We start from the raw sequence: 25,834 nt of genomic DNA, 5'->3' as shown, positions 1-25,834 counted from the left end.
CCCCTGCGCCACCGCATGTTGCGCCCGCTTTTCGTTCGCCCTTCTATCCGTCCATGTCACGCCTAGTCCGCCTTCTGCCCGACCGCTTCACCCTCTACCTGATCTGCACCGTCATCATCGCCAGCATCGTGCCCGCGCACGGGCAAGGCGTGGTGGTGTTTGGCTGGATCACGAACATCGCGGTCGGCCTGCTGTTCTTCCTGCACGGCGCCCGCCTGTCGCGCGAGGCCATCATTGCCGGCCTCACGCACTGGAAGCTGCACCTGACCATCTTCTCGGCCACGTTCCTGATGTTCCCGCTGCTGGGCCTGGCGCTCAAGCCCGTGCTGGAACCGCTGGTCACTCCCGAGCTTTACCTGGGCATCCTGTTCCTGTGCTGCCTGCCGGCCACGGTGCAGTCGGCCATCGCTTTCACCTCGATGGCGCGCGGCAACGTGCCGGCGGCGGTGTGCAGCGCGTCGGCCTCCAGCCTGCTGGGCATTTTCCTGACGCCGCTGCTGGTAGGGACAGTCGTGGCCAACGCGGGCAGCGCACCGATTTCGTTCGATGCGGTCGGCAAGATCATGCTGCAACTGCTGCTGCCCTTCGTGCTGGGCCAGTTCGCCCGCCGCTGGATCGGCGCGTGGGTACATAAGCACAAGGCCATGCTGAAGTTCGTGGATCAGGGTTCGATCCTGCTGGTGGTGTACACGGCCTTTTCCGAGGCCATTAACGAGGGCCTGTGGAGCACCACGCCGATCCCGGCGCTGGTCGGCCTGGTGGTGTGCTGCGCGGTCATCCTGGCGCTGGCGCTGGGCTTGTCGGCGCTGGCCGGAAAGATGTTCGGCTTCAACGTCGAAGATCGCATCACCTTGCTCTTCTGCGGTTCGAAGAAAAGCCTGGCCAGCGGGATTCCGATGGCGCAGGTGCTGTTCGCCGGGCATGCCGTGGGCGCTATCGTGCTGCCCCTGATGCTGTTCCACCAGATTCAGCTGATGGTGTGCGGCGTGCTGGCCGCGCGCTATGGCAAGCGGCCGGAAATCGAAAACTGATCTTCGACTTTCCACGCATAAAAAAACCGCGCCCCATTCAAACGGGCGCGGTTTTTTTTGGCGGTTTGACCGTCAGTACATGTCGCGCGGCTGGGCGCCCGAGAAGTTCAGGAAGCGCGTGCTGGAACCCTGGAACGTCAGGCGTACGGTGCCGATCGGGCCGTTACGCTGCTTGCCGATGATGATCTCGGCCGTGCCCTTGTCGGGCGAATCCGGGTTGTAGACTTCGTCGCGGTAAATGAACAGGATCACGTCGGCGTCCTGTTCGATAGCGCCGGATTCACGCAGATCGCTCATCACGGGGCGCTTGTTGGGGCGTTGTTCCAGGCTTCGGTTCAACTGCGACAGCGCGATCAGCGGGCAGTTCAGCTCTTTGGCCAGACCCTTCAGGGAACGGCTGATTTCCGACACTTCGGTCGCGCGATTCTCACCCGAGCCATTGCCGGACATGAGCTGCAGGTAGTCGATGATGATCAGCCCGAGCTGGCCGCATTGCCGCGCAAGACGGCGCGTGCGTGCGCGCACTTCCATGGGGCTCAGTGCGGGGGTTTCGTCGATGTAGACCTGCGCATCCTGCATCAATTGCACGGCGTGCGTCACGCGAGGCCAGTCATCGGCGATCAGCTTGCCGGTACGCATGCGATGCTGGTCCAGCAAGCCGACCGAACCCAGCATACGCATCGCCAATTGCACGGCGCCCATTTCCATGGAGAACACCGCCACGGGCAGGCCCTGCTCGATCGCAACGTGTTCGCCGATGTTCATCGAGAACGAGGTTTTGCCCATGGACGGGCGGCCGGCCACGATGATGAGGTCACCGCCCTGCATGCCGGAGGTCATCTTGTCCAGGTCGGTAAACCCGGTGGGCACGCCCGTCACGTCAGAGCTGCCCTCGCGGTGGTAGAGCTCGTCGATGCGTTCGACCACCTGGGTCAGCAGCGGTTGGATTTCCTGGAAACCGGCGGCGCCGCGCGAGCCTTCCTGCGCGATCTTGAACACCTTGGATTCCGCTTCATCCAGCAGTTGGCGTGCTTCCTTGCCTTGCGGATTGAGCGCGGCGGATGAGATCTCGTCGGCGATGGACACCAGCTTGCGCAGCATGGCGCGCTCGCGCACGATCTCGGCGTAGCGGCGGATGTTGGCGGCCGACGGCGTGTTGTGCGCCAAGGCATTCAGATAAGCCAGGCCGCCCGAATCCTCGGCCTTGCCGGCGCTGATCAGCGATTCGTTGACGGTAATGACGTCGGCGGGACGCGCCAGCCCGATCAGGCGGGCGATGTGGTGCCAGATGAGGCGGTGGTCGTGGCGATAGAAATCTTCTTCGACCAGCACATCGGCGATGCGGTCCCACGCGGTGTTGTCCAGCAGAAGGCCGCCCAGAACCGACTGCTCCGCCTCGATGGAATGAGGGGGAACGCGCAGGTATTCAAGCTGGGGATCGGCAGGTGTGTTCATGACTTCAATAGTAACGGCTGCAGGATATCCGCAACGCGGAAAAATCCCTGCACATCGCGCGACGGCAGGCGTCGCAACAGGGGACGCAAAGGCGCGGCAATGCCGCACAGCACGCGCGCAAGACGTGTCAGGCGGGCTTTGACGGCGGCATCCGGGTTGCTTTCCAGGTACACGTTGAGCGCCAGTTTACCCAGGGTGACGGCGACGTCATCGGGCAATTTACGCAAAGACACCAGCGAGGACAACATCTGGAAAAGGTCATACGCCTGCGCCAGCGGGCGGGATAGCGTCGATCCGATATTCTCTTCGAAGTCGATGCGCCACAGCTCGCCGTCCTGCAGCGTGACGTTACGGATCTGAGCGCCGCCGTGCCACATCCCGCGCGCGTGAAACGCCGCCAGATCGGCGGCGGCCGCGCGCGTCAGCCACAGCTGCGAGGTCGCGTCTTCGTTGCGGATCAGGTCGGCAAGATCTTCGCCAACATACTCAAGCACCAGCAGGTTCTGCTCGCGCCACCACACCTCGGGCACGCGGCAGCCTGCTTGCAGCAGCATCGACAAGCGCTCGGCCTCATGCGTGAGGCCGTTACGCAGCAACACGCCGGGGCGCGGAAACTCGCCCAGGAACACCTTGCAGCCCACGCCCAACAGAAAGGCGCGCACGTAGCGCAGCGCATAGCTCACGCCACGCGCCAGGCTCGGGCGCCGTCGCTTGACGATGCAGCGCACGCCGTCGATCGTCACGTCACGCACCGAAGGTTCACGCAAGGCGTCGACACTGTCGAGCCAGGCGCGCAGGCCGGGCGGCGCGTTGTGATGGACGGGCGGCAGGGTCAAGGAGGTCCTCTGTACAAGGCAAGATGGCGCGCGTTGGGTGCGGCCGATAGGGCGGCACGTAGCGGCGCCCAGTCAAAAAAGAAAAAAAGCCGGCGCGCGGGCCGGCTTCTTTCTACTGCGGGTACCGGCTTAGGACAGTTCGCCTTCGACCAGAACCGTGACGTCGACGACAACGTCGGCGTGCAGGGCGACCTGGATGGGGAACTCGCCAACCGACTTCAGCTGGCCGTTGGGCAGACGCACTTGCGCCTTTTCAACGCCTTCGAAACCGGCCTTCTTCAGCGCTTCAGCGATGTCGGCGTTGGTGACCGAGCCGAACAGACGGCCGTCAACACCAGCCTTCTGAGCGATCTTCAGCTGGAAGCCGGCGATGCGCTCGCCCAGAGCTTGGGCAGCGGCCAGCTTTTCAGCCTGGGCCTTTTCCAGCTCGGCGCGGCGAGCTTCGAATTCCTTCAGGGCGGCGTCGGTAGCACGACGGGCCTTGCGCTGGGGAATCAGGAAGTTGCGAGCGTAACCATCACGCACGCGAACGACTTCACCCAGGTTGCCCAGGTTGACGACTTTTTCGAGCAGAATAACTTGCATTTTCAGTGCCCCGGATTAGTTGTGGTTGTCGGTGTAAGGCAACAGAGCCAGGAAGCGCGCGCGCTTGATGGCCGTGTCCAGCTGGCGCTGGTAGATTGCCTTGGTGCCGGTCAGGCGAGCCGGGATGATCTTGCCGTTTTCTTGCACGAAGTCGCGCAGGGTGTCCAGATCCTTGTAGTCGATCTCTTCGACGCCGGCTGCGGTGAAGCGGCAGAACTTACGACGCTTGAAGAGCGGGTTCTGCTGCGTGAATTTGCGTTTTTCTTTGCGTTTTCCGAAGAAAGCCATGATATGTGCCTCTATGTTTGAGGGGGCGGGTTTTACCCGGGGTTTTTAGAAACCGGGCCCAGCTCCCCATAACCTATCCGTATTCAGAAGGCGCTCTCGCACCCTTTGCCCTACCTTTTCAAGCCACCTGCGGATCGCGTCCTGCGCTACCGCTGATCTTGCGCGCCTGCTGCAAATGCAGCTTGATCTTCACCGAGTCCTTGCGGGCGGGGGCCAAAAACCCCTGCACCAGCAATTCAGACCCTAAAGCGGTGTTTTTCAACAGCAACGCCAGATCGCCCAATGCCACGGCCGTAATCGTCAATTCAACACGGCGCGGATGGCCGGCTTCGATGACTTCGGACTCGTGCGCCAACACCATTTCCAGTGCGGGCAAGCCGGCGGGAGTGTGGCGCAAAGGCTCGCATTCGAGAACGCGGGCGCTAAGTTCCAGCTGATTCATCCTGCCAGGCACCGAGGGGACTTCATTGGGTGAGCTCTGCGTGAGCCCTGCTTACTCGGGCTGAACCGCGACAGCCTCAGCCGAAGCCTTGCGGGCTTCTTCGCGCTCAACCGACTTCATCATGATCGAGGGCGTGGTCTGGGCTTTCTTGGTCTTGATGACCAGGTGGCGCAGAACGGCGTCGTTGTAGCGGAACGAGTGTTCCAGCTCATCCAGCGTGGCTTGGCCGCACTCGATGTTCAGGCAGACGTAGTGAGCCTTGACGAGCTTCTGGATCGGGTAGGCCAGTTGACGGCGACCCCAGTCTTCCAGGCGGTGAACCGAGCCGCCTTGGCCCGTGACCAGCGCTTGGTAACGTTCGACCATGGCGGGCACTTGCTCGCTTTGGTCGGGGTGAACAATAAACACTACTTCGTAGTGACGCATGAGTAAAACTCCTTGAGGATGTCTTGCTGGCCTGTCGTTTTGCGCCCGCGCTTTCCATCATGGGCGATTGCAAACATCACATTTGCATGAGATTGCATGGCTATGGCCTTCATGGCTATGGCCCTTGGCATACCTCAACGACTAGCCCGCAAGGGGCAGCCCGCTACCCAAAAACCATGGGCGGTCGAGCAAGAAAGCCCTCGATTATTACCGATTGGGCGGCGCTTCGCAAGCGGGCGGGGGCTCAGGAAATCGGGGACGGGGCTTTGAGCGCACCCTGCCCGGCTGCTTGCGGCAGATCGGCAACAGTGATGGCGCGCGGCCGGTTGACCACGCTGACCATGACGTAGCTGATGATCATCAACAGGAACCACGACCCCAGTTTGGCGCTCGACACCCATTGCCAGGCGTGGGACTGGTTCGGATAGCGCCACGCGTTTGCAAAGGTGCCGATGTTTTCGGCGAACCAGATGAACAGGGCGACCAGCACGAAACCCAGCAACAGCGGCATGCGGCGGTAGACCCGCCAGATCCGGAAAAAGACCCAGGTGCGCGCGAACAGCACGGCAGTCAGCGCAAACAGCAGCCACCGGAAATCCATGACGAAATGGTGCGCGAAAAAATTGATGTAGATCAGGACCGACAGCGCGACGGTGGCCAGCAGCGGGGGATGCGCCCGAAAGCGGAAATCAAACAGTCGCCAGACGCGCGCCAGATAACTGCCCACCGCCGCATACATGAAACCCGTGAACAAGGGCACGCCCCCGATCCGCAGAACGCTGGCCTCGGGGTAGATCCAGGAGCCCGCCGACGTCTTGAAGATTTCCATGCCGGTGCCGACCAGATGGAACATCAGGATCACCCGGGCCTCGCTCCACGTTTCCATTCGCAGCGCCAGCAGCACGGCCTGGATGCCCAGCGCGGCCAACGTCAGGAAATCGTAGCGCGCAAGCGCCGCGTCTTTGGGATACCACCAATGCGTGCCCAGCAGCAGCGCACACATCAGGCCGCCAAACAGGCAGGCCCAGGCTTGCTTGACGCCAAAGCGGAAGAACTCGTAGAGCGCCACGCCCAAACGACCGCGGCCGGCCAGATTATTGGCCAGCCGCGATTCCCAGGCTTGCAGCCCCGCGATAAGCGGCCAGTCGCTGGCCGCCGGATGATTCACGGCAGTGTCAGCCTTCCACGACGGCGTAGGCCGAGTGGTTGTGGATCGATTCGAAGTTTTCGGCTTCCACGCGGTAGCGTGCGATGCCGGGATGGGCGGTCAGGCGCGCGGCCACGTCACGCACCAGATCTTCGACAAACTTGGGATTGTCGTAAGCGCGTTCGGTCACGTACTTTTCGTCGGGGCGCTTGAGCAAGCCCCACAGTTCGCACGAACCTTCCTCTTCGATCAGGCGGATGACGCCGTCCATGCTGACGTCGCCATTCAGGATGGCCGACACGGTGACGTGCGAGCGCTGGTTGTGCGCGCCGTATTCCGAGATGGCCTTGGAACACGGGCACAGGCTGGTGACCGGCACCTGCACGACCAGTTCGAATTCAACGCCGTCGCCCTGGGCACGCGCGATCCACTGGACTTCGTAGTCCAGCAGGCTTTGTACGCCAGAGATGGGGGCCGATTTGTTGATGAAGTACGGGAAGGCCGCGGTGATGTCGCCACGTTCGGCATGCAGCAGAGGCAGCATGTCGGCTGCCATGGCGCGAAACAGCGCGGGCGTCATGGGAGTGCTGCGGTACTTTTCCAGCAGCGCCACGAAGCGGGACATGTGCGTCCCCTTTTCTTCGGGCGGCAGCGCGACGGTCAGCGTCCAGTTGGCGACGGTGCCCTGGGGCGAACCATCACCGCTTTCAATCAGCATGGGGTGGCGCACGCCACGGATGCCCACGCGCTGAATCGGGATGTGCCGGGTGTCCGCCGAACTTTGGACGTCGGGCATCACGATGGCGGGGTCGATCGGAGAATTCATTTCAGCGTACCTGTCTAGGCAATCCGTCGCTTGCGCACGCGCCTAGGAAACTTTGAGAGGGGGCCATTATCGCCCAAAGCCCTGCCACCGCCCGGGAAAACCCTTCTATTCGTAGGTCGGTGACGACGGAACAGTGTGTTTCATATGCCGGACGACGGCGCCGCCATCGCCCGGACGAGAGTCTAGCCTTTTGCCAGCAGATCGGCGTAGCGCTTGCGGATCGACTGCTCGATGCCCTCGGCATCCAGGCCAAGGCCGGCCAGCAGCGCGGACTGCTCGCCGTGATCGATGAAGACGTCCGGCAGCCCCAGTTGCAACACCGGGATCTGCACGCCCTCGGCGCTCAGGACTTCCAGCACCGCGCTGCCCGCGCCGCCCATGATGGCGGCGTCTTCGATCGTGACCAGCGCGTCATGGCGGCGCGCCAGGTCCAGGATCAGTTCGCGGTCGATCGGCTTGACGAAACGCATGTCGGCGACGGTGGCGTCCAGCTTGCCCGCTGCCGCCAACGCCGGTTGCACCAGGGTGCCGAACCCCAGGATGGCGATCTTCTTGCCCTCGCGGCGCACGATGCCCCGGCCAAGCTCGACCGTGTCCAGGCCCTCGCCTTCCACCGCGCCGCAACCCGCGCCACGCGGATAGCGTACGGATGCCGGGCCGGGATGCTGATAACAGGTCGACAGCAACAGACGCGTTTCGCTTTCGTCGGACGGCGTGGCCACAACCATGTTGGGCACGCAGCGCAGGAAGGCGGTGTCGTAATTGCCAGCATGGGTGGCGCCGTCGGCGCCCACGATGCCGGCGCGGTCCAGCGCGAAGGTCACGTCCAGGTTTTGCAACGCGACGTCATGGATGAACTGGTCGTAGCCACGCTGCATGAACGTGGAATAGATCGCCACGACGGGCTTTTGCCCTTCGCAAGCCACCCCGGCCGCGAACGTCACCGCGTGCTGCTCGGCGATGCCGACGTCGAAATAACGCAGCGGAAAGCGCTTTTCGAATTCGACCAGGCCGCTGCCTTCGCGCATGGCCGGCGTAATGGCGACCAGCCGCGTGTCCTGCTCGGCCGTGTCGCACAGCCAGTTGCCGAACACTTGCGTAAAGGTGCGCTTGCCCGGCGCCTTCGATTGCTGGATGCCGACCGCCGGATCAAACTTGCCCGGGCCGTGATAAAGCACCGGATCCGCTTCGGCCAGCTTGTAGCCCTGCCCTTTCTTGGTGACCACGTGCAGGAATTGCAGGCCTTGCAGCGCCTTCAGGTTCTGCAAGGTAGGCACCAGCGCGTCCAGGTCGTGGCCGTCGATCGGGCCGACGTAATTGAAGCCGAACTCTTCGAACAGCGTGGCCGGCGTGACCATACCCTTGGCATGCTCTTCAAAGCGGCGCGCCAGCTCAAGCACGGGCGGCACATGTTGCAGCACGGCGCGGCCCACGTTCTTGGCGGTGGCGTAGAAACGGCCCGACATCAGGCGCGCCAGATAGCGGTTCAGCGCCCCGACCGGCGGCGAGATCGACATGTCGTTGTCGTTCAGGATCACCAGCAGGTTGATGTTGGGCGTGACGCCGGCATTGTTCATGGCTTCGAAGGCCATGCCCGCCGACATCGCGCCGTCGCCGATGATGGCGATGTGCTGGCGTTGCACGCCTGCATTACGCGAAGCGACCGCCATGCCCAGGGCCGCCGAGATCGACGTGGACGAGTGAGCCGTGCCGAAGGCGTCGTACTCGGATTCGCTGCGCTTGGGAAAGCCGGAAATACCGCCCTGCTGGCGCAGTTGCGCCATGCCGGCGCGGCGGCCCGTCAGGATCTTGTGCGGGTAGGACTGGTGGCCCACGTCCCAGACGATGCGGTCATGCGGCGTGTCGAACACCTGATGCAAGGCCAGCGTGAGCTCGACCGTGCCCAGGTTGGACGACAGGTGCCCGCCCGTTTTGGATACCGACTCCAGCACGAAGCCGCGCAGCTCGTCCGCAAGCTTTTTCAGCTCGCGACGATCCAGGCGCTTGAGGTCTGCCGGGGATTGAATGCGGTCCAATAAATCAGTCGTCATGCTTTTTTGGGGTTCGTTGACCCGACCTGGACTCAGGCCGGGCTGGTCACGGGTCAGCGGTCTCGAAGGACGATGAAATCGGCCAGTTGCGCCAGGCGCAAACCAGCATCGCCCAGCGGCTCCAGCGCGGCCTGCGCGGCCACTCGCAATTCTTCGGCAAATGCGCGCGCTTCGGACAGGCCCAGCAGCGACACGTAGGTGGGCTTGTTCTCGGCCGCGTCCTTGCCGGGCGTCTTGCCCAGGCTGGCCGTGTCGGCAGTGACGTCGAGAATATCGTCCACGACCTGGAACGCCAACCCCATGGCTTGTGCGTAAGCGTCCAGCGCCTGGCGCGAGGCCGAGCTGGCGCCCGCGACGATGCCGCCCAGCGCCACGCTGCAAGCAAGCATCGCGCCGGTCTTCATGCTGTGCATGGTTTGCAGTTCGTCGCGCGACAGCGAATGGCCGACACTGAGCAGATCAATGGCTTGGCCGCCCGCCATGCCCTGGCTGCCGGCAGCACGCGCCAGCGACTGGGTCGCCTGCACAATGAGCGCGGGCGCGATGGGCATCGAGGCCAGCAGATCGAAGGCCAGCGGCTGCAAGGCGTCGCCCGCCAGCATCGCGGTGGCTTCGTCGAATTGCACGTGCGTGGTGGGCCGGCCACGGCGCAACGTGTCGTTGTCCATGCACGGCAGGTCGTCATGCACCAGCGAATAAGCGTGGATCAATTCGACCGCAGCCGCGGCGCGGTCCAGCGAGGCCTCGATGGCCAGCACGCTGCCGCTGACCGGGCAGGCTTGCCCGGCGGCGTAGACCATCGCGGCACGGACCCGCTTGCCACCGCCCAACACGGCGTAACGCATGGCTTCGTGCAGACGGACAGGCAGCACTTCCGCGGGCGGCATCAGGTCGTCCAGAACGTCTTCGACGTGCCGCACGCGCCCCTGCAACCACTCCGCGAAGGGGAGTTGAGTGGTCTTCATCGGTTTCTTATTCGTCATCCAGCGCCGCCGGGTCCAGCGGGCGCAGCAGGTCGCCTTCCAACACCTTGACCTGCTGTTCGGCCTGCGCAAGGCGTTCCTGGCAGACCCGAGTGAGCGCCACGCCGCGCCGGTAGGCGGCCAGCGATTGCTCCAGCGGCAACGAGCCGTCTTCCATGGCCGCTACCAGCGATTCCAATTCGGCAAGGGCCGTTTCGAAATCCTGGGGCAAGGGACGGTCATCGATCTGCGGATCGGCTTGCATGGGGTTGGCCAAACGGGTCTCCGAGGGCGCTAGGGGTGGATCAATTTGTGAATTGTACGAGATACCCACACATGGCCCGGATGCACCGCGACGATCAGGCCGACGCCCCCGCCAGTCCTGCAATCGCGGCCCGCAGCGCGGGGCCTACGCGGGTCCGCAGGTCGGGCTCGGGCAAGAGGCTCAAGGGGCCGCCGCAGCTCATGACGAAGACGCCTTCGCCCGTGATCGAGGTGAACGGGACGGCGACGGCGTTGATGCCCGACTGCCATTCCCCCAGCGCGAAGCAGCAGCCGAATTCCTGCAACTCGGCGCGGGCGCGCTCGATGGCCGCGACGGGCGGCGCCACCTGCCCCAACCTGGCCACCACTTCCTGGCACGCGGACTCGGGCAAGCTGGCCAGATACGCCCGACCCATGGCGCTGTCCAGGCTGGCGCGATAACCCACGGGCAAGCGCAGGTACAGCGCCGAGGAACCGTGGATGGCCTCGACATAGGTCATCGCGTCGCCATCGAAGGCCCCCAGCGCGACGGCGCCCCCCGTTTCGCGCGCCAGCTCGGTCATCGACGCCTTGGCCAATTCGCGCACTTCCAGGCCGGCCAAGAGTCCGAAGCCCAGCGCCAGCACACCGTAGCCGGGCGAATATTTGCCGGTGTCGGGGTGATAGCGCAGATAGCCCAGCTCGGTCAGCGTGTAGGTGATGCGGCTGATGGTGGGCTTGGGCAGTCCGGTCAACCGGGCCAGGTCCAGATTACCCAACGCCGTGACGCCGTGACGAAAGCACCGCAATACGTCCAAACCGCGAGCCAGCGCCGTGATGAAGTCGGGGGAATTGGCGCCCTCGCCCACGCCGGCCGTGCGCTTGCGGCGCGCCGGCTGACTCAGCTCAAGCGTTTCGTCCGGCTTGGAGGCAGCGTGCACGACCCGCTTGGCGTCAGAAAAAGATTGCATTTCTATACACTTCGTTTTTATAGTTTATTTCGAATGACAAAACTAAATTCCATAAAGCGGAATTTAAATCATCCAAGGAGACCTGGCAAGCCACTGCGACGCCCCCGTGCGACGCAAGCGCCAAGCCAGGCCCGGCGATTCACTCAAGCACGCGATTTCAAGGGGAAAACATGATTCGCACGAGCCTCAAACTGCTGGCCACCGTCTTACTGAGCGCCGCTGCGCTAGGCGCACAGGCCGAGACCTATCCCACCCGGCCCATCAAGGTCATTTCGCCCTTCCCGGCGGGCGGCGCCACCGACGTGTTGACCCGCATCCTGGCCGAACGCATGGCCAAGTCGCTGGGCCAGCCCATGATCGTGGAAAACAAGGCCGGCGCCGGCACGTCCATCGGCGCGGCATATGTCTCGCGCGAACAGCCGGACGGCTACACCATCCTGATGGCCACCAACTCCACGCTCGTCACGAACCGCTATCTGTATAAGGAACTGCCCTACGATCCGGACGGCTTCGCCCGCATCGGCATGGTGGGCGTGGGCCCACTGGTGCTGTTGTCCAGCCCCAAGCGTCCCTTCAACAGCACGCAGGATGTGGTGGCCTACGCCAAGCAGAACCCCGGCAAGCTGACCTTTGCGACCTTCGGTCCGGGCACCTCGTCCCACCTGGCCGGTGAACTGTTCAAGTCGCGCGCGGGCATCGACATCCTGCACGTGCCGTTCAAGGGCGCGACGCAGGCTCTGCCTGCCCTGATCAGCGGCGACGTGGACCTGTTCTTCGACATGGTCGCCACGGGCATGCCGCAAGCGGACGCCGGCAAGGTCAAGGTATTCGCCATCACCAGCGGCTCGCGCCTGGCCACCTTGCCCAAGCTGCAAACGCTGTCCGAAGAAGGCTATCCGGCCTTCGACATGACCGCCTGGTTCAGCTTCGTGGCGCCCAAGGGCACGCCCGCGCCGGTCCTGGAAAAACTGCAAGCCGCCTTGACGGAAACGCTGAAAGACGAAGCCGTGAAGAAGCGCATGCTTGACATGGGCATCGACCCGCGTTCGGGCACGGCGGCCGAACTGGACAAGCAGATCAAGACCGAACAACCCATCGTGTCGCAGCTGATCAAACAGGCCAACATCGTCCTGCAATGATCTCTGCGTCCCGGACGCCAACGGTTTCGTGACAATTCGTTGGCGCGCCGGCCCGGCCGTGAAAACGGTGCGGCCCCGGGGCGACACCCTTTGAACCGACAGCGCCCAATGAGGCGCTGTCGGTTTTTCATGCCTTGCCTAACCGCTGGATACAGAAGCGGGTACGGGGTCGCTGCTATGGTGAAAAAGCGAAAACACCAGCGGGAGCCCGATGCAACACTCCGAAGACCGTTACGCCCGACTGGACGCCGCCCGCTGGCTGGCGGCCGTAGCCGTCGTCCTGCTGCATAGCGCGGCCCTCATCGTCAGCGATCCGGCCGCCTATGGCGGCGGCGCGTGGCTGGCCGCCAATCTGTACGACTCGGCGGCGCGCTGGTGCGTACCCGTCTTCGTCATGGTCAGCGGCGCCCTGCTGCTGGATCCCGACAAACCGCAAGACGCCCGCAAGTTCTACAGCCGACGCATGGCGCGCATTTGCGCCCCGCTCCTGTTCTGGACGTTGTTCTACCTGATCTGGCGCACCGGCCTGGATTGGTGGGACGACGGCCGCATCGACTTTTCGTTCTGGCCGCGCAAGGTCGCGCAGGGCGAGCCCTACTACCACCTGTGGTACCTGTACATGATCGTGGGGCTGTATCTGTTCGCCCCGCTGGCGCGCCTGCTGTATGCGCGCAGCACGCCGCGCGGCCGCGCGCTCTGGGTCGTCGGCATTCTGGGCGTCGCCATCCTGGATGCGCTGTACCGGCGTGCGCTGGGCGCGCCGCACGGATTCTTCCTGACCTGGTTCCTGCCTTACCTGGGCTACTTCGTGGCGGGCCGCCTGATTTTCGACGGCGACATGCGCATCCCCCGGCCGGGCCTGGTGCTGGCAGGCAGTGTTGCGGCCACGGCGCTCGGGGTCACCGTGATGTCAGATGGCCACACGCTGGACACCTATTTCTATGACTATTTCAGCCTGACCGTGCCCTTCATGTCCTTGGCTGCCTTCCAGTGGATCGTGTCCTCGCCCCGTCTGCCCCGGCTGTCCGCCCTGGCGCCTCTGACCTTCGGCGTGTATCTGATCCACCCGGTATTCCTGGACGTGGCGCGTCGGGCGGGCGCCATCTCGGGCAACCCGCGCGACGCCTGGGCGGTGCCTTTGCTGACCCTTGCGGTGTTTGCTTTGTCGGCGGCCAGCAGCTGGCTGTTGAGGCGTCATCCGGCCACGCGCAAACTCGTCTGAATAGCCTACGGCGTAAAGGGTTAATCGGACGCGGAATCGGGCGTCGACACGCGCCCTGCCATAGGGCCGGCAAGCCCCGTCGCTGCTGCGCAAAGCCCCACCCATCTTCACGGGCGTGAGGGATGCCCTTGGGGTACAATTCACGGCTTATTTGATCGGCCAGATACCGATTTTTCTTCGCGCCAGCACGTATGTAGCCAAGCTCAAATTGAGCTCAGAGCTTTTTTAAAGCGTTTTTTGAAGCGTTTTTGAAGCGTTCATCGAAGCCGTTTATCGAAGCCGTTTAGCGAACGAAGCCGTTCATGAAAGCGGTCTCCAAAACGGTTTTCCAAAGCGGTTTTCAAAACGGTTTCCAAAGAGTTTTTGAAAACGCCGGGCTTGAACAAAAACGCTTGGCAGAGCTCAAACCGTCCTGGCTTTTTTATCCGAGCGGAGGGAATCATGACCGACATCGGTCGGATGGCACATGTCGTGCCAGCTCGCACCCAGCTACCCGTCAGTGCATATTTTGACGAAGCCCTCTTTGCCCGCGAGCAAGAACTCATTTTCAAGCAATCCTCGCAATATGTCGGCCATCAGAAGTTGGTGCCTGAAATCGGGGATTGGCGGTCGTTGGTCCAGGAAAGCGGAGGACGCGTGCTGGTTCGCAACCAGCAAGGCGTTGAACTCATCTCAAATGTCTGCCGCCACCGTCAGGCATTGATGCTGGGCGGCGAAGCCGGCAATGTGGCCGGCAACTGCAATACGCAAGGCAATCTGAAGGCAACCGGCGGCAACATTGTCTGCCCGTTGCACCGTTGGACGTACAACAACCAGGGTGAGTTGTTGGGCGCGCCTCAGTTCGAGACCACGCCTTGCATGAACTTGCAGAAATTCCGCCTGCGCGATTGCCACGGCCTGCTGTTCGAAGGCCCGCGCGATCCGGCATCCGACATGGCCCCGCTGTTCTCGCGTCCCGAATTCAACTTCGGCGATTACGTGCTGGACCACGTCGAAGTGCATCAGTGCAACTACAACTGGAAGACCTTCATCGAGGTCTACCTTGAGGACTACCACGTTGGCCCGTTCCACCCGGGCCTGGGCCGTTTCGTCACCTGCGACGATCTGACCTGGGAATTCAACGACTGGTACAGCCTGCAGAAAGTGGGCGTGCACAAGGCATTGGCGCAACCGGGTTCGGATGTGTACAAGCAATGGCACGACCGCCTGCTGTCGTTCCGCGACGGCGACGCACCGGATTTCGGCGCGGTCTGGGTCACGTATTTCCCGACCCACATGATCGAGCTCTATCCCCACGTGCTGGTGCTGTCGACGCTGTATCCGAAGAGCCCGCAGGAAACGGTGAACGTGGTCGAGTTCTACTACCCTGAGGAAATCTCGGCGTTCGAACGCGAATTCGTCGAGGCGCAGCGCGCCGCCTATATGGAAACGGCCATCGAAGACGACGAGATCGCCGAACGCATGGATGCAGGCCGCAAGGCGCTGATGCTGCGCGGCGTGAACGAAGCCGGCCCGTACCAGTCGCCCATGGAAGACGGCATGCAGCATTTCCACGAGTGGTATCGCCGCATCATGCAGGACGTGTAGGCACGGCAACAGCACACAAAGCAAAAGGGCCTTGCATCCGCGCAAGGCCCTTTTTTCGTGCAGCGCCGCCGCCGGCATATCGGTGCGGCGTCAGCGCCCCACCACGCCCGCCACGGTGCGCTCGCCAATCGCCAATCCTACCGTCATGCCCACGCCGGAATGCATCACCGCCACGGTCGTGGCCGCATCCACCGGCAACACCGAGAACGGCGCCGGACCATGCGCGCCATACACACCCTGCCAGCGCTCAAGCACGCGCAGGCGCGCCCCCAGCGCCTGCGACGCCAGATCCAGCATGGTGTTGTCGACGGCCTCGTCGTTGAAGGGAAAGGCGTCCGTTCCATAACGATGCGAATCGCCGATGATCAGCTCGCCATTGGGCGTCGGGCTGATCAGCAGATGGATGCCGTTTTCCAGCAGCATCGGCGTGCGCTCCTGGATGACCTCGCGCAGCGCGCGCGCGGTCGGCAGGTCCGAGAACGCGCCGTAGTGGACGCAGGACAGCCCCGTGAGGATCGGCCGGTCCAGGTCGATGGGGTGCGTCTCGAAGGCCGCACGCAGCATTTGCAGCCGCGTGACTTCCAGGTTCATCGGCGCAAAGCGTTCGGGCAGCAGCGTCAGGTAGTCATGGCCGGGGCACACAAACACATGTCGGCCTTGGAACTCGCCCGCGGTGGTGCCGACATATCCGTTCTCGACCGCGCGCGCCAGGGTGCCGGTGATGAAGCTGACACCCAGCGACTCGGCCAGGAAGCGCGTGATGGCGGGCAGCGCTTCGCGCGAATAGATTTGCAGGTCGTCGCGGCCGCGCAGCGCCAGGCAGTGATGCGCCAACTGACCGCCGTACAGGCCGGCCACTTCGCGCGCGGACAGCAGATCGGCGCGGTAGCCTTCCTGCATCAAGCGCGTGTCCGCGAATTCCTGCAACACGCTGGCCTCGTCGATATTGCGCGCCAACACCAGCGCGCCATTGGCCCGCACATGAAATCCCGCCTTGGCGGCAAGCTCCAGCCACAGCTCGCGCGCCTGCTGGGCATGCGACAGCATCATGCCCGGCGCCTGGCCCGTCACGATGACCTGGCCAAAGTTGCGGATGGTGGCGCCATGCGCCTGACGGCTGCGTTCGATCACCGCCACCGACAGGCCACGCTTGGCGGCCGCCCAGGCGTGGGCGATGCCAAGCATGCCCGCGCCCACCACGATTACGTCATACGTTTTCATTGCGGGCCGCGCCTTACTTCTTCTTGGGTTCCGACTTGCCGTCGTAGCGGCGGGTCCACTCGGCGATGATGCGCTCGCGGTTCGTCGCGGCCCAGACAAAGTCGTTCTTGATCATGCGCTTGGTCAGATCGGCCGGCAGATTGGGGTTGACCGTGGCGATGGACGGAATCGCCAGCACCGCGAAGTTGGCCTTGTACAGCTCGTTGGCTTCGCGGCTGGCCGAGAAGTCCGCCAGCTTGCGCGCGGCGTCCAGGTTCTTCGTGCCCTTCATGATGGCGGTGGCTTCCACTTCCCAGCCCAGGCCTTCCGACGGGAACACGGCTTCGACCGGCGCGCCGTCGGCCTTCAGCTTGGCCGCGCGATAGTCGAACGACACGCCGATCGGGAATTCCCCGGCGGCTGCCATGTTGCAGGGCTTCGAACCCGAGTGCGTGTACGAGCCGATGTTCTTGTGCAGGGCGTCCATATAGGCCCAGCCCTTCTCTTCGCCGAACATCTGCAACCACGCGCTGACATCCAGAAAGCCCGTGCCCGACGAGGCCGGATTCGGCATGACGATCTTGCCGGCGTAGACGGGCTTGGTCAGGTCTTGCCACGACGTGGGCTTGGGCAGCTTCTGCTTTTCGGCTTCGATGGTGTTCCAGCAGATGGCGGCAGCGTAGCCGTCCATGCCGACCCACGACGGCTCGGCCTTGGCGTCGCGCATGTTGGCGGCGATCTGGTCCAGGCCCTTCGGGGCATACGGTTGCAGCATGCCTTCCTTGTCCATCAAGCCCAGCGCCGTGCCCGCCAGACCCCAGATCACGTCGGCCTTGGGGTTGCTCTTTTCAGCCAGCAGCTTGGCGGCGATGATGCCGGTGGAGTCGCGGACCCACTGGATCTTGATGTCGGGATTGGCCTTTTCGAAGGCGGCCTGGTAGACCTTGATCTGATCGGCTTCGAGCGCCGTGTAGACCGTCAGCGTGGTCTCGGCGGACGCGGCGCCCATGACGCCCGTCAGGGCGGCGGCCAGTGCAAGCAGCTTGTAGCGATTCATGCGGAACTCCGTGGATAAGCGGAAAAAAGGGTGAAGAAGGCCCCCACTGCCAGCGGCTGCCGGCTGCGGTGCAAGGCAAGAAAGAGATGAAAATCCGCCGATGCCGGCGGCAGTGCTCAGACGATCAGTTCAAGGGCGTTGACCTCGCGCCAGACGGGCTTCGATGTCGATGATGACGGCCGGAAGATCGGCCACCGTATCGATCAGGTAATGCGGCGCGGCGCTCGCGAGCTCGCGGCTGGCGTCGGCGCGAACCAGGTCGCGGCCGGCTTCGTCCAGGCACAGGTATTCGTCCAGCGTCAGGCCGGCGGCATTGCCCGACAGCAAGAGGCCGACCGACCACATGCCAGCGCGCCGTCCTTCTTCGATACCGGGCGCGGTGTCGTCCACCTTGATGCAAGCCGCCACGTCCGAGAGGCCAAGCTCGACCACGTTCTTCAAGGCCATGGCCGGCGCGGGTCGCGCGCGCGGCACGTCGTCGCTGGCCACGATGCAGTCGGGTTCCAGGCCTTCGGACGCCGCGCGCTCGACCACCCGGCGCATCACGCTGTCCGGGTAGCCCGAGCACGAACCGATCTTCAGGCCTTGGCGCCGCAGCGCACGCAGCAGCTCGGCCGCGCCGGGAATGGCCGCCGAATATTGCGCAACCTTCTCCATCTGCATGGGTAGGAAGCGTTCGTAGATGGCGGTGACGTCGTCGTCGCTGGGCACGCGGCCGAACTGGGCCTGGTACTGGCTGGCAATCGCGGGCTGATCGCACAGGGCGCGGATGTGATCCCATTTGCCCATGCCCATCGGGCCCCGGGCTTCACGCAGCGACACCTGCATGCCGAACTGCGCGAACGCGTCCACGAACACTTTAGTGGGGGCAAACGAACCGAAGTCGACCAGCGTGCCGGCCCAGTCGAAGATCACGGCTTCCAGCTGCACGGGCAAGGAAGGAACAGTCATGAGGGTCATCCTAGAATCAATTGTTCAAAGGGCCACGGGGCGGCGCCAAGCCTGGCTGCGCGCCACCAGCGCGCGGCTGGCCAGATGCAGCACCAGGGCTGCTGCGGCGGAACTGGCCATGATCACCGTGCACATGGCGGCAGCCGGGCCGATGAAGCCGGCATCGTCCATGTTAAGCACGGCGACGGCGGCCAGCACCGTGGACGGGCTGTACAGGAACACCACGGCCGACACCGTCGTCATGGCGGAGACAAACAGATAGCGGGCAACGTCCAGCGCGGCGGGCAGGCACATTGGCAAGGTCACGCGCAGGAACGTGGTCATGCGCGGCACTTTCAACGACGCGGACGCGGCTTCGAATTCCGGGTCCAGGGCGTTCAGGGCCGTCGCGGCTGTCAGGTGCGCGCTGGTGTAGAAGTGGACGACCGTGCACAGCACCAGCAGCGGCATGGTTCCGTACAACACGTTCAGCGGATTGGCCAGGCTATTGAAAAAGAAGATGTAGCCCAGGCCCAGCACCAGGCCGGGCACGGCCATCGGCATCAGGGCCAACATGCGGACCATGCCGCGCAGGCCACCCGCCAACTGGCCACGCGCCGGCACTTTTTCAACCATCCACGCGCCCACGAAGACCACGGCCGTGCCGATCACGGCGGTGCAAAACGCCAGCAGCAGGCTGTTGCGCCAGGCGAGCCAACCGCCGCCGTCCATATTGTCGAAATCGTAGGAACGCAGCGACATCGACAGGTTGTAGGGCCACATCTTGACGAAAGAGGCCCAGACCGCCACCCCGATGATCAGCATCAGAAACGCGGCTACGACGCCGGCCAGCGTGAAGAACGCGGCGTCGCGGCGGCGGTTCGGGCCGGCTGCGTACGCTTGGGCGCGTCCGCTCATCTGCGCGCCTTGCCGGGCGCGCAGGCGGCGGTCCAGCACGAAGGTCAGCAAGGCGGGCAGCAGCAGCAAGATGCCGATCGCCGCGCCCTTGGGAAAGTTCTGCTGGCCCACCACTGCTTTGTACGCTTCCATGGCCAGCACGTTGTAATCGCCGCCCACCACCTTGGGAACGCCGAAGTCGGTGACCGTCAGCGTGAATACGACGCAGCAGGCCGAGAACACCGCGTAGCGCGTGCCGGGCAGCGTGACGGTCAGGAACGTGCGCCACGGGCCCGCGCCCATGGCGCGCGCCGCGTCGTACAGCCGGCCATCGGCCAGCGTCAGGCCGGTCAGCAGGATCATCAACGCATGCGGAAAGGTGTAGAACGCCTCGCCCACCACGATGCCCCAGAAGCCATAAATGGTGGCGCCGCCGGTCAGCCCCTTGAGCAGACCCTGGTTGCCCAGCAGGTACACCAGCGCGATGCCGGGCAGCAGCGAGGGGGCCAGCAGCGGCAGCAGCGCAATGGTCCGAAGCATGCCCTTGCCCGGCAGGCGCGTACGCGTCAGGCCATAGGCGAACCCATACGCAGCGGGCACCACCAGCAGCATCGTGACGATGCCGACGGTCAGGCTGCGGCCGACCATCGGCAAAAAGCCGTCCGCGCCGATGATGCCGGTGACGACCGCCAGCCCCGCCCAGGAGCCCTCGCCGTCCGTCACGGACTTGGCCAGGATGGCGGCCAGCGGCAGCGCCAGAAACAGCAGCAGGAACAACGCCAGCGCGCCCTGCCCCACGTTCAGGCCGAGGGATCCGATCCAGGCGGGCAAGGGGCGGCGGCCCAAGGCCGGAGCGAAGGACGCCGGGGAAGCGGAAGCGGGCCGCGCAGCGCTGGCGGCCAACGCGCCGGGCGTGCCGACGTCGGGGCCAGCTGGAGTCGGCGCCGGAGTCGGTTCCGCGACGGACGGGGAGCCGGTCATGGGGGTATCAAGCGTAGGCGCGAATCGCATGGCGCGGCAGCTCCACCCAGCAACGGCTGGCAGCGTGAGGGCCCAACAGGGCGTCTCCGATTTCGGGGGACACAATGGAATGCACGGTCGAGCCAGGCACGCCTTCGAGTCTGAGAGCCAGCCGGTAACCGCGCCCCAGGAACACGCCGTCCAACACATCGGCCAGCATCGAATTGGCTTGCTCCGGCCGCGCCATGCTGACTCGCACCGCTTCCGGCCGCACGAAGAGCTTGCCTGCGGGGCCTTGCAGCGTTTCGTCCACGGCCAGCTCCTGACGCCCGACCCGCGCGCGATGCGCGTCCACGCGTTCGAACGGCAGCCAATTGGCTTCGCCCACGAAGTCGGCGATGAAGGCCGAGCCCGGCTGGCGATACAGCTCTCGCGGGGTGCCGTACTGTTCGATGACCCCGCCGTTCATGACGGCGATGCGGTCGGCCATCACCATGGCCTCTTCCTGGTCATGCGTCACCATCAGCGTGGTGATGGACAGGCGCTTTTGCAAAGCGCGCAGCTCGATGCGCAGATGCTCTCGCACGCGGGCGTCCAGCGCAGACATGGGCTCGTCGAGCAGCAGCAGCGAAGGGGACGGCGCCAGCGCGCGGGCCAGGGCCACGCGTTGCTGCTGGCCGCCCGAGATCTGACCCGGATATTTGTCGGCGGCCCCCGCCAGCCCCACCAGCGTGAGCATTTCCTCGACCCGGTGCGCCACATGCCTGCGATGCGCGCGCTTGCCGCTCAGGCCGTAGGCCACGTTCTGCGCGACGGTCAGGTTGGGAAACAGCGCATAGGACTGGAACAGGATGCCGTAGTCACGCTCCTGCGGTTCGGCATGGGAAATATCCCGGCCGGACAAGACGATGGCGCCGCTGTCCTGGCGTTCGAGGCCGGCGATGGCGCGCAGCAGCGTCGTCTTGCCGCAACCCGACGGACCGAGCAGGCACACGAGTTCTCCTGCGCGAATGTCCAGCGAAACATCGGCCAGCGCCGTGTGGCTGCCGAACTTCTTCACTAGGTTTCGGACGGTGAGAAATGCGCTATCGGGCTGGGGCATGCGGCCTCCGGACTGGGAACGAAGCCAGTATGGGAGGCGCGTATTGAGCGTTTATGACACTTCGCGCAAATGCAGTAATAAAAACATCAAATTATTTTGGTGTACTGGCGGTCTTGCGCATTGCGTCCTTTACCGCCCCCATCGTGCTTGTCGCCGAACTCAAATCTTTCTACGCCGTGGCCCGCTGCGGCACCGTCACCAAGGCCGCCGCCCAATTGGGCGTCAGCCAACCCACGGTGACGGGGCAATTGCGTCAGCTGGAATCGCGCTACGGCATCGAACTGTTCCACCGCCAGGGGCGCGGCATGCGCCTGTCGGACGCGGGGCAGAATCTGATGCCCATGGTGGAAAAGCTGGTGCAACAAGAGACCGAGATCGATTTCCGCCTGCGCGATGCGAGCGACCTGCGCGAAGGCAATCTGCGAGTCGGCGCCACCGGGCCCTTCTACATCATGGACACGGTGCGTCGGTACAACCAGCGCTATCCCGGCATTGATCTGGCCGTGACGATCGGCAATTCGCAGTCGATGCTCCAGGCGCTGCACGACTACCGCATAGAGATTGCCACGTCGTCCTTTCTGATGGATGACAAGCACCTGTATCGCCGGATGATCGCCGCCGATCCGATCCGCGTGGTCACTCATCGCGACCATCCGCTGGCGCGCCGAGGCCGCGTGCGTCTGGCGGACCTGGCCGAGCACGCGCTGCTGCTGCGCGAGCCGGGCTCGATGACGCGCAAGTTGACCGAAGACGCGTTGCAGGCGGCGGGCGTCGCGGTGCGGCGCACGCTGGAGATCGGCAGCCGGGAATCGATCCGGCAGGCCATTCTTTGCGGCCTGGGGATCAGCCTGATCCCGTCCCGCGAAATTCCGTCGCATCCCGATCTGGCAGCCCTGGATATCGACGGCGCGGACATTGTGATGAACGAGTACCTGTACTGCCTGCGCGAGCGCCAACCGGTGCAGTTGATCGCGCGCTTCCTGGAGATGGCGCCGGCAGCCGGCTGACCCGCCAGGGTCACTGCCCGCCCCCTCCCCCTTGCGGCCAATCAGGAGACAACCATGGCCTTGACCTTGCAAGACATCGAGCAGATCTTTCTGGAACGCGGACACCGTTCCTATCACGGCGAATCCGTCAGCCATCTGCGCCACGCGCTACAGACGGCATCGCTTGCAGAGCGCCACGGCGCCAGCGCGCACCTGATCACGGCCAGCCTGCTGCATGACCTGGGCCATCTGATCGCGGATCGCCCTGGCACGCCCACGCTGCGCGGCATCGACGACAAACATCAGTATTTCGTGCTGCCGTTCCTGCGGGGGCTGTTCAGTTCGGCGGTGCTGGATCCGATCCGGCTGCACGTCGAGGCCAAGCGTTACCTGTGCTACGTGGAGCCGCAATATGAAGCGTCGCTCTCCGAGGATTCCAAGCGCAGCCTGGCATTACAGGGCGGCAGCTTCGATGCGAGCCAGGCGGTGGATTTCGCCAGCATGCCGGGCGCGCCGGATGCGATTCGCTTGAGGCGCTGGGATGACATGGCCAAAGTGCCCGGGCTGGCGACGCCGCCGCTGGACCACTTTCTGGAAATCGCGGAAAGCGTGTCGGGCCGCGTGAAGCTGGCCGCGATCTGGTAGCGGCCGCCGCAGGGCCACGGCGGGAAAGCGGCGACGCCCGGCTTGCGCAGGGCGTCCGCCGTCGTCAAGCCCCCTTGGCTACCGGGCGGGACGGGTCACTGCACCATTCGCTCCACGACCCCGGATAGAGCCGCGAACCGGACAGGCCGGCAATTTCCATCGACAAGAGGTTATGGCAGGCCGTGATGCCCGACCCGCACTGGTGCACGATCGCGTCAGGTTCGCGGCCATCGAGCAGGCCGGAAAATTCGGCGCGCAGTTGTTCGGGCGACTTGAAGCGCCCGTCGGCTTGCAGGTTTTCGCCGTTGGGGCGATTCAGCGCGCCGGGAATATGGCCGGCCACCGGATCCATGGGTTCGACCTCGCCGCGATAACGATTGGCGGCGCGCGCGTCGACCACGGTGAAGGCCGCGCGATCGATATTGTCCAGTACCGCCTGCGCGTCGACGGCTTCGACAAGGGCTTTGCCGGGTTGCACCGGCTGGCCGGCCGTCACCTGGGGCGCGGGGTCTGTCGTCGTCGGCAGCCCTGCGGCCAGCCACGCCTGCCAACCGCCGTCCAAGACCACGACGCGGTCGTGGCCCAACCAGCGCAACATCCACCACAGATGCGCCGCATACATGCCGCCGCTGGCGTCATAAGCCACGACCAGGGTCTGCGGCGTCACTCCATGGGCGGCCATCAGCGCACCAAATTCGGCGCGCGAGGGCAGCGGATGCCGGCCATTCTTGCCGGTGCGCGGCGCGGCCAGTTCGGTTTCGTGATCCAGATGACGGGCGCCGGGGATGTGCCCCGCATCGTAGGCCTGGCGGCCTGCGGCGTGGTTGGTGAGGTCGTGGCGCACGTCGAACACGCGTACATCTGGCGAGTCGAGGCGGGCGGCCAGGTCGGCGGCGCAAATCAGTGTCATCGTCATTCGGAGTGCTCCTGTTTCAGCGTGTGCCCGGTCAGGCCGGCTTGGGGTCGCGCATGGTGCGCCACACCGATAGCAGGCCCGCCGAAATGATCAGCCCCATGCCGGCCCAGGCCAGACCATCCAGGTGGTCGCCCCAAAAGCCCATGCCCAGCAAGGCCGCGAAAATAATGGTGCTGTATTGCAATGCCGCCGTCAGCAGCGCCGACCCCACGCCAAAGGCCCGGGTCATGGCAAGCTGGCCGAACATGCCCGCCACGCCTACGCCAAACAGCGACGCGTAGCCCTGCCAGTCGGCGTGGCCCCAGCCTTCGAACCACAAACCGGCGATGCTGGACACGCAGACCGCTACGGAAAAGAACAGCACGGTGCGCCACTCGGGCTCGCCGATGCGGCCCAGCTGGCGGATCTGCAGCATGGCGATGGCGGACATCGCGCCCGCTCCCATGCCCATCAGCGCAGCCAGCCACTGGTCTTCGTTGATACTGGGGCGCAGAACGGCGATCACCCCCAGGAAGCCGAGCGCCACGGCCAGGATGCGAACCGGGTCGCGCTGCGCGCCGCCCCACCCCAGCATCCAACAGGCGATGAACAGCGGCGCGGTGTAGTTCAGGCTGGTGGCGGTGGCCAGCGGCAGGTGCGAGATGGCGAAAAACCCCAACCACATCGACGTCACCCCGGACAGGTTGCGCCACAGATGCAGCTTCCAGCTGGTCGGCACGATGGATTGCCGGCCGGCGCGCGCCCAGAGCAGCAATAGCAGGACAGAAGGTAGCCCGCGAAACAGCACGATCTGCGGCAACGAGGCGCCGTGTTCCGTGCCGAACTTCACGAACGACCCCATGATGGCGAACATGGCGGACGCCAACAACATCCAGAGAGCCTGCATTGGGGGTCTACGCTAAGGGAAAAGTGGGGAGGAATAGGGGAAAGCGATACTATACTCTTGCCCACCGGGAGCGGTGCCGGCGAGTCGGGGAACTGGCGGGCCGCCGCCATGTCGAACCCGGGAATTTCCCGCTCGCAGAGGAACACAAAAAACATGAAACGCATTGTCTTGTTCGTCATCACCAACCTGGCCGTCATGCTCGTGCTGTCGGCCACGCTGCGCATCCTGGGCGTAGATCGATACATCACCGCCAACGGCCTGAACCTGAACGCCCTGCTGATCTTCTCGGTCGTCGTGGGCTTCACTGGCGCGATCATCTCGCTGCTGATCAGCAAGCCAATGGCCAAATGGAGCACCGGGGCACAGGTCCTGGACCCGAACGCGCCGCGCAGCCAGCGCGAAGCCTGGCTGCTGGACACCGTCCACCAACTGGCTGACCGCGCCGGCATCGGCCGCCCGGAAGTCGCCATCTACGAAGGCGCGCCCAACGCGTTCGCCACCGGCGCTTTCAAGAACGATTCGCTGGTCGCCGTGTCGACGGGCCTGCTGGAAAGCATGAGCGAAGAGGAAGTGGCGGCGGTGCTGGCCCACGAAGTGGCCCACATCGCCAACGGCGACATGGTCACGCTGACCCTGATCCAAGGCGTGGTGAACACCTTCGTCGTGTTCCTGGCCCGTGTCGTGGGCTATTTCATCGACCGCGTCGTGTTCAAGAACGAACGCGGTATCGGCCCGGGCTACTACATCACCGTGCTGGTCTGTGAAATCATCTTCGGCGTGTTGGCGTCGATCATCGTGGCCTGGTTCTCGCGCCAGCGCGAATACCGCGCCGACGCCGGCTCTGCCCACCTGATGGGCGCGCGCGAACCCATGATCCGTGCGCTGGCCCGCCTGGGCGGACTGGAACCGGGCGAACTGCCCAAGTCCTTCGAAGCCTCGGGCATCACCGGCCGCGGCGGTCTGGCGGCCATGTTCGCCTCGCACCCGCCCATCCCGGCGCGCATCGCCGCCCTGCAAAACGCGCGCGTGGTCTGATCCTTGCCG

The 25,834-nt window shown here is 64.4% G+C and carries 26 protein-coding genes; 7 read left to right on the top strand and 19 right to left on the bottom strand.

Going from position 1 to position 25,834, the window contains the following annotated elements:
* The first annotated feature begins 53 nt into the window (after window positions 1–53).
* Window positions 54–1,031 carry a bile acid:sodium symporter family protein gene (locus API01S_RS11285; protein WP_006218312.1) on the top strand — a complete coding sequence of 326 codons (978 nt, stop codon included), beginning with the start codon at window positions 54–56 and terminating at the stop codon, window positions 1,029–1,031.
* A gap of 72 nt (window positions 1,032–1,103) precedes the next feature.
* On the opposite strand, the gene API01S_RS11280 is transcribed toward API01S_RS11285, so the two are convergent.
* The 12 genes from API01S_RS11280 to API01S_RS11225 all read right to left on the bottom strand — a co-directional run bounded on the left by API01S_RS11280 (window position 1,104) and on the right by API01S_RS11225 (window position 11,263).
* Complete coding sequence (locus API01S_RS11280) at window positions 1,104–2,486, bottom strand: replicative DNA helicase (protein WP_006218311.1); 1,383 nt, start codon at window positions 2,484–2,486, stop codon at window positions 1,104–1,106.
* Entirely contained in the window at window positions 2,483–3,322 is an 840-nt protein-coding gene (locus API01S_RS11275) for an RIO1 family regulatory kinase/ATPase domain-containing protein (RefSeq protein WP_061304508.1), read from the bottom strand. Before API01S_RS11275 ends, API01S_RS11280 begins: the two co-directional genes overlap by 4 nt.
* 129 nt (window positions 3,323–3,451) lie before the next feature.
* Window positions 3,452–3,907 (bottom strand): 50S ribosomal protein L9, encoded by a 456-nt coding sequence (gene rplI, locus API01S_RS11270; protein ID WP_006218309.1) that lies wholly within the window; start codon window positions 3,905–3,907, stop codon window positions 3,452–3,454.
* A 15-nt stretch (window positions 3,908–3,922) separates the two neighbouring features.
* Window positions 3,923–4,195 (bottom strand): 30S ribosomal protein S18, encoded by a 273-nt coding sequence (rpsR, locus tag API01S_RS11265; RefSeq protein WP_006218308.1) that lies wholly within the window; start codon window positions 4,193–4,195, stop codon window positions 3,923–3,925.
* A gap of 118 nt (window positions 4,196–4,313) precedes the next feature.
* The gene (priB, locus tag API01S_RS11260) at window positions 4,314–4,637 is read right to left on the bottom strand and encodes a primosomal replication protein N (protein ID WP_046802801.1); all 324 of its coding nucleotides are present in this window, start codon (window positions 4,635–4,637) and stop codon (window positions 4,314–4,316) included.
* Window positions 4,638–4,688: 51 nt separating this feature from the next.
* Window positions 4,689–5,063: a 30S ribosomal protein S6 gene (gene rpsF / locus API01S_RS11255; protein WP_006218306.1), complete on the bottom strand. Its 375-nt coding sequence runs from the start codon at window positions 5,061–5,063 to the stop codon at window positions 4,689–4,691.
* A 244-nt stretch (window positions 5,064–5,307) separates the two neighbouring features.
* On the bottom strand, window positions 5,308–6,231 hold the full coding sequence (locus API01S_RS11250; protein ID WP_061304507.1) for a DUF817 domain-containing protein: 924 nt from the start codon (window positions 6,229–6,231) through the stop codon (window positions 5,308–5,310).
* A gap of 7 nt (window positions 6,232–6,238) precedes the next feature.
* Entirely contained in the window at window positions 6,239–7,036 is a 798-nt protein-coding gene (gene folE2 / locus API01S_RS11245; protein ID WP_050727738.1) for a GTP cyclohydrolase FolE2, read from the bottom strand.
* A gap of 182 nt (window positions 7,037–7,218) precedes the next feature.
* On the bottom strand, window positions 7,219–9,087 hold the full coding sequence (gene dxs, locus API01S_RS11240; protein WP_061304505.1) for a 1-deoxy-D-xylulose-5-phosphate synthase: 1,869 nt from the start codon (window positions 9,085–9,087) through the stop codon (window positions 7,219–7,221).
* A 53-nt stretch (window positions 9,088–9,140) separates the two neighbouring features.
* Window positions 9,141–10,052: a polyprenyl synthetase family protein gene (locus API01S_RS11235; RefSeq protein WP_006218302.1), complete on the bottom strand. Its 912-nt coding sequence runs from the start codon at window positions 10,050–10,052 to the stop codon at window positions 9,141–9,143.
* Window positions 10,053–10,059: 7 nt separating this feature from the next.
* Window positions 10,060–10,326 (bottom strand): exodeoxyribonuclease VII small subunit, encoded by a 267-nt coding sequence (locus API01S_RS11230; RefSeq protein ID WP_006218301.1) that lies wholly within the window; start codon window positions 10,324–10,326, stop codon window positions 10,060–10,062.
* An 82-nt stretch (window positions 10,327–10,408) separates the two neighbouring features.
* Window positions 10,409–11,263, bottom strand: coding sequence for an IclR family transcriptional regulator (locus tag API01S_RS11225; protein ID WP_050727741.1), 855 nt, complete (start codon window positions 11,261–11,263; stop codon window positions 10,409–10,411).
* A 170-nt stretch (window positions 11,264–11,433) separates the two neighbouring features.
* Between API01S_RS11225 and API01S_RS11220 the strand changes: the two genes are divergently transcribed.
* From API01S_RS11220 to API01S_RS11210, 3 genes are all read left to right on the top strand, one after another.
* Complete coding sequence (locus tag API01S_RS11220) at window positions 11,434–12,402, top strand: Bug family tripartite tricarboxylate transporter substrate binding protein (RefSeq protein WP_050727742.1); 969 nt, start codon at window positions 11,434–11,436, stop codon at window positions 12,400–12,402.
* A 211-nt stretch (window positions 12,403–12,613) separates the two neighbouring features.
* Entirely contained in the window at window positions 12,614–13,624 is a 1,011-nt protein-coding gene (locus API01S_RS11215; RefSeq protein WP_050727743.1) for an acyltransferase, read from the top strand.
* Window positions 13,625–14,065: 441 nt separating this feature from the next.
* Entirely contained in the window at window positions 14,066–15,211 is a 1,146-nt protein-coding gene (locus API01S_RS11210; protein WP_006218295.1) for an aromatic ring-hydroxylating oxygenase subunit alpha, read from the top strand.
* A 90-nt stretch (window positions 15,212–15,301) separates the two neighbouring features.
* Here the strand turns inward: API01S_RS11210 and API01S_RS11205 are convergent, their stop codons facing one another.
* From API01S_RS11205 to API01S_RS11185, 5 genes are all read right to left on the bottom strand, one after another.
* A complete protein-coding gene (locus API01S_RS11205; RefSeq protein WP_061304503.1) occupies window positions 15,302–16,432 on the bottom strand; it encodes a TIGR03364 family FAD-dependent oxidoreductase in 1,131 nt (376 codons plus the stop codon).
* A 13-nt stretch (window positions 16,433–16,445) separates the two neighbouring features.
* Window positions 16,446–17,468, bottom strand: a complete 1,023-nt coding sequence (locus tag API01S_RS11200; protein ID WP_050727745.1) for a putative 2-aminoethylphosphonate ABC transporter substrate-binding protein — start codon at window positions 17,466–17,468, stop codon at window positions 16,446–16,448.
* 129 nt (window positions 17,469–17,597) lie between these two features.
* Complete coding sequence (gene phnX, locus API01S_RS11195; protein WP_061304501.1) at window positions 17,598–18,419, bottom strand: phosphonoacetaldehyde hydrolase; 822 nt, start codon at window positions 18,417–18,419, stop codon at window positions 17,598–17,600.
* Window positions 18,420–18,443: 24 nt separating this feature from the next.
* Complete coding sequence (locus tag API01S_RS11190; protein WP_254598565.1) at window positions 18,444–20,276, bottom strand: putative 2-aminoethylphosphonate ABC transporter permease subunit; 1,833 nt, start codon at window positions 20,274–20,276, stop codon at window positions 18,444–18,446.
* A gap of 7 nt (window positions 20,277–20,283) precedes the next feature.
* Window positions 20,284–21,357, bottom strand: coding sequence for a putative 2-aminoethylphosphonate ABC transporter ATP-binding protein (locus API01S_RS11185; RefSeq protein WP_006218290.1), 1,074 nt, complete (start codon window positions 21,355–21,357; stop codon window positions 20,284–20,286).
* Window positions 21,358–21,500: 143 nt separating this feature from the next.
* Between API01S_RS11185 and API01S_RS11180 the strand changes: the two genes are divergently transcribed.
* Window positions 21,501–22,364 carry a LysR family transcriptional regulator gene (locus tag API01S_RS11180; RefSeq protein ID WP_039883985.1) on the top strand — a complete coding sequence of 288 codons (864 nt, stop codon included), beginning with the start codon at window positions 21,501–21,503 and terminating at the stop codon, window positions 22,362–22,364.
* A gap of 54 nt (window positions 22,365–22,418) precedes the next feature.
* Window positions 22,419–22,988 (top strand): phosphonate degradation HD-domain oxygenase, encoded by a 570-nt coding sequence (locus API01S_RS11175; protein WP_006218288.1) that lies wholly within the window; start codon window positions 22,419–22,421, stop codon window positions 22,986–22,988.
* Between the two features lie 64 nt (window positions 22,989–23,052).
* Here API01S_RS11175 and API01S_RS11170 read toward each other — a convergent pair whose 3' ends face one another.
* Together API01S_RS11170 and API01S_RS11165 are read right to left on the bottom strand one after the other, a co-directional pair.
* On the bottom strand, window positions 23,053–23,904 hold the full coding sequence (locus API01S_RS11170; RefSeq protein ID WP_061304499.1) for a sulfurtransferase: 852 nt from the start codon (window positions 23,902–23,904) through the stop codon (window positions 23,053–23,055).
* A gap of 31 nt (window positions 23,905–23,935) precedes the next feature.
* On the bottom strand, window positions 23,936–24,790 hold the full coding sequence (locus API01S_RS11165; RefSeq protein WP_006218286.1) for a DMT family transporter: 855 nt from the start codon (window positions 24,788–24,790) through the stop codon (window positions 23,936–23,938).
* A 153-nt stretch (window positions 24,791–24,943) separates the two neighbouring features.
* Between API01S_RS11165 and htpX the strand changes: the two genes are divergently transcribed.
* On the top strand, window positions 24,944–25,825 hold the full coding sequence (htpX, locus tag API01S_RS11160; RefSeq protein ID WP_050727747.1) for a protease HtpX: 882 nt from the start codon (window positions 24,944–24,946) through the stop codon (window positions 25,823–25,825).
* Window positions 25,826–25,834: the final 9 nt, after the last annotated feature.

The sequence above is a fragment of the Achromobacter piechaudii NBRC 102461 genome, from assembly GCF_001571245.1.
Lineage (GTDB): Bacteria > Pseudomonadota > Gammaproteobacteria > Burkholderiales > Burkholderiaceae_B > Achromobacter > Achromobacter piechaudii.
The sequence above is the reverse complement of the archived record's forward strand: the minus strand, read 5'-3'. Positions and strand labels throughout refer to the sequence as shown.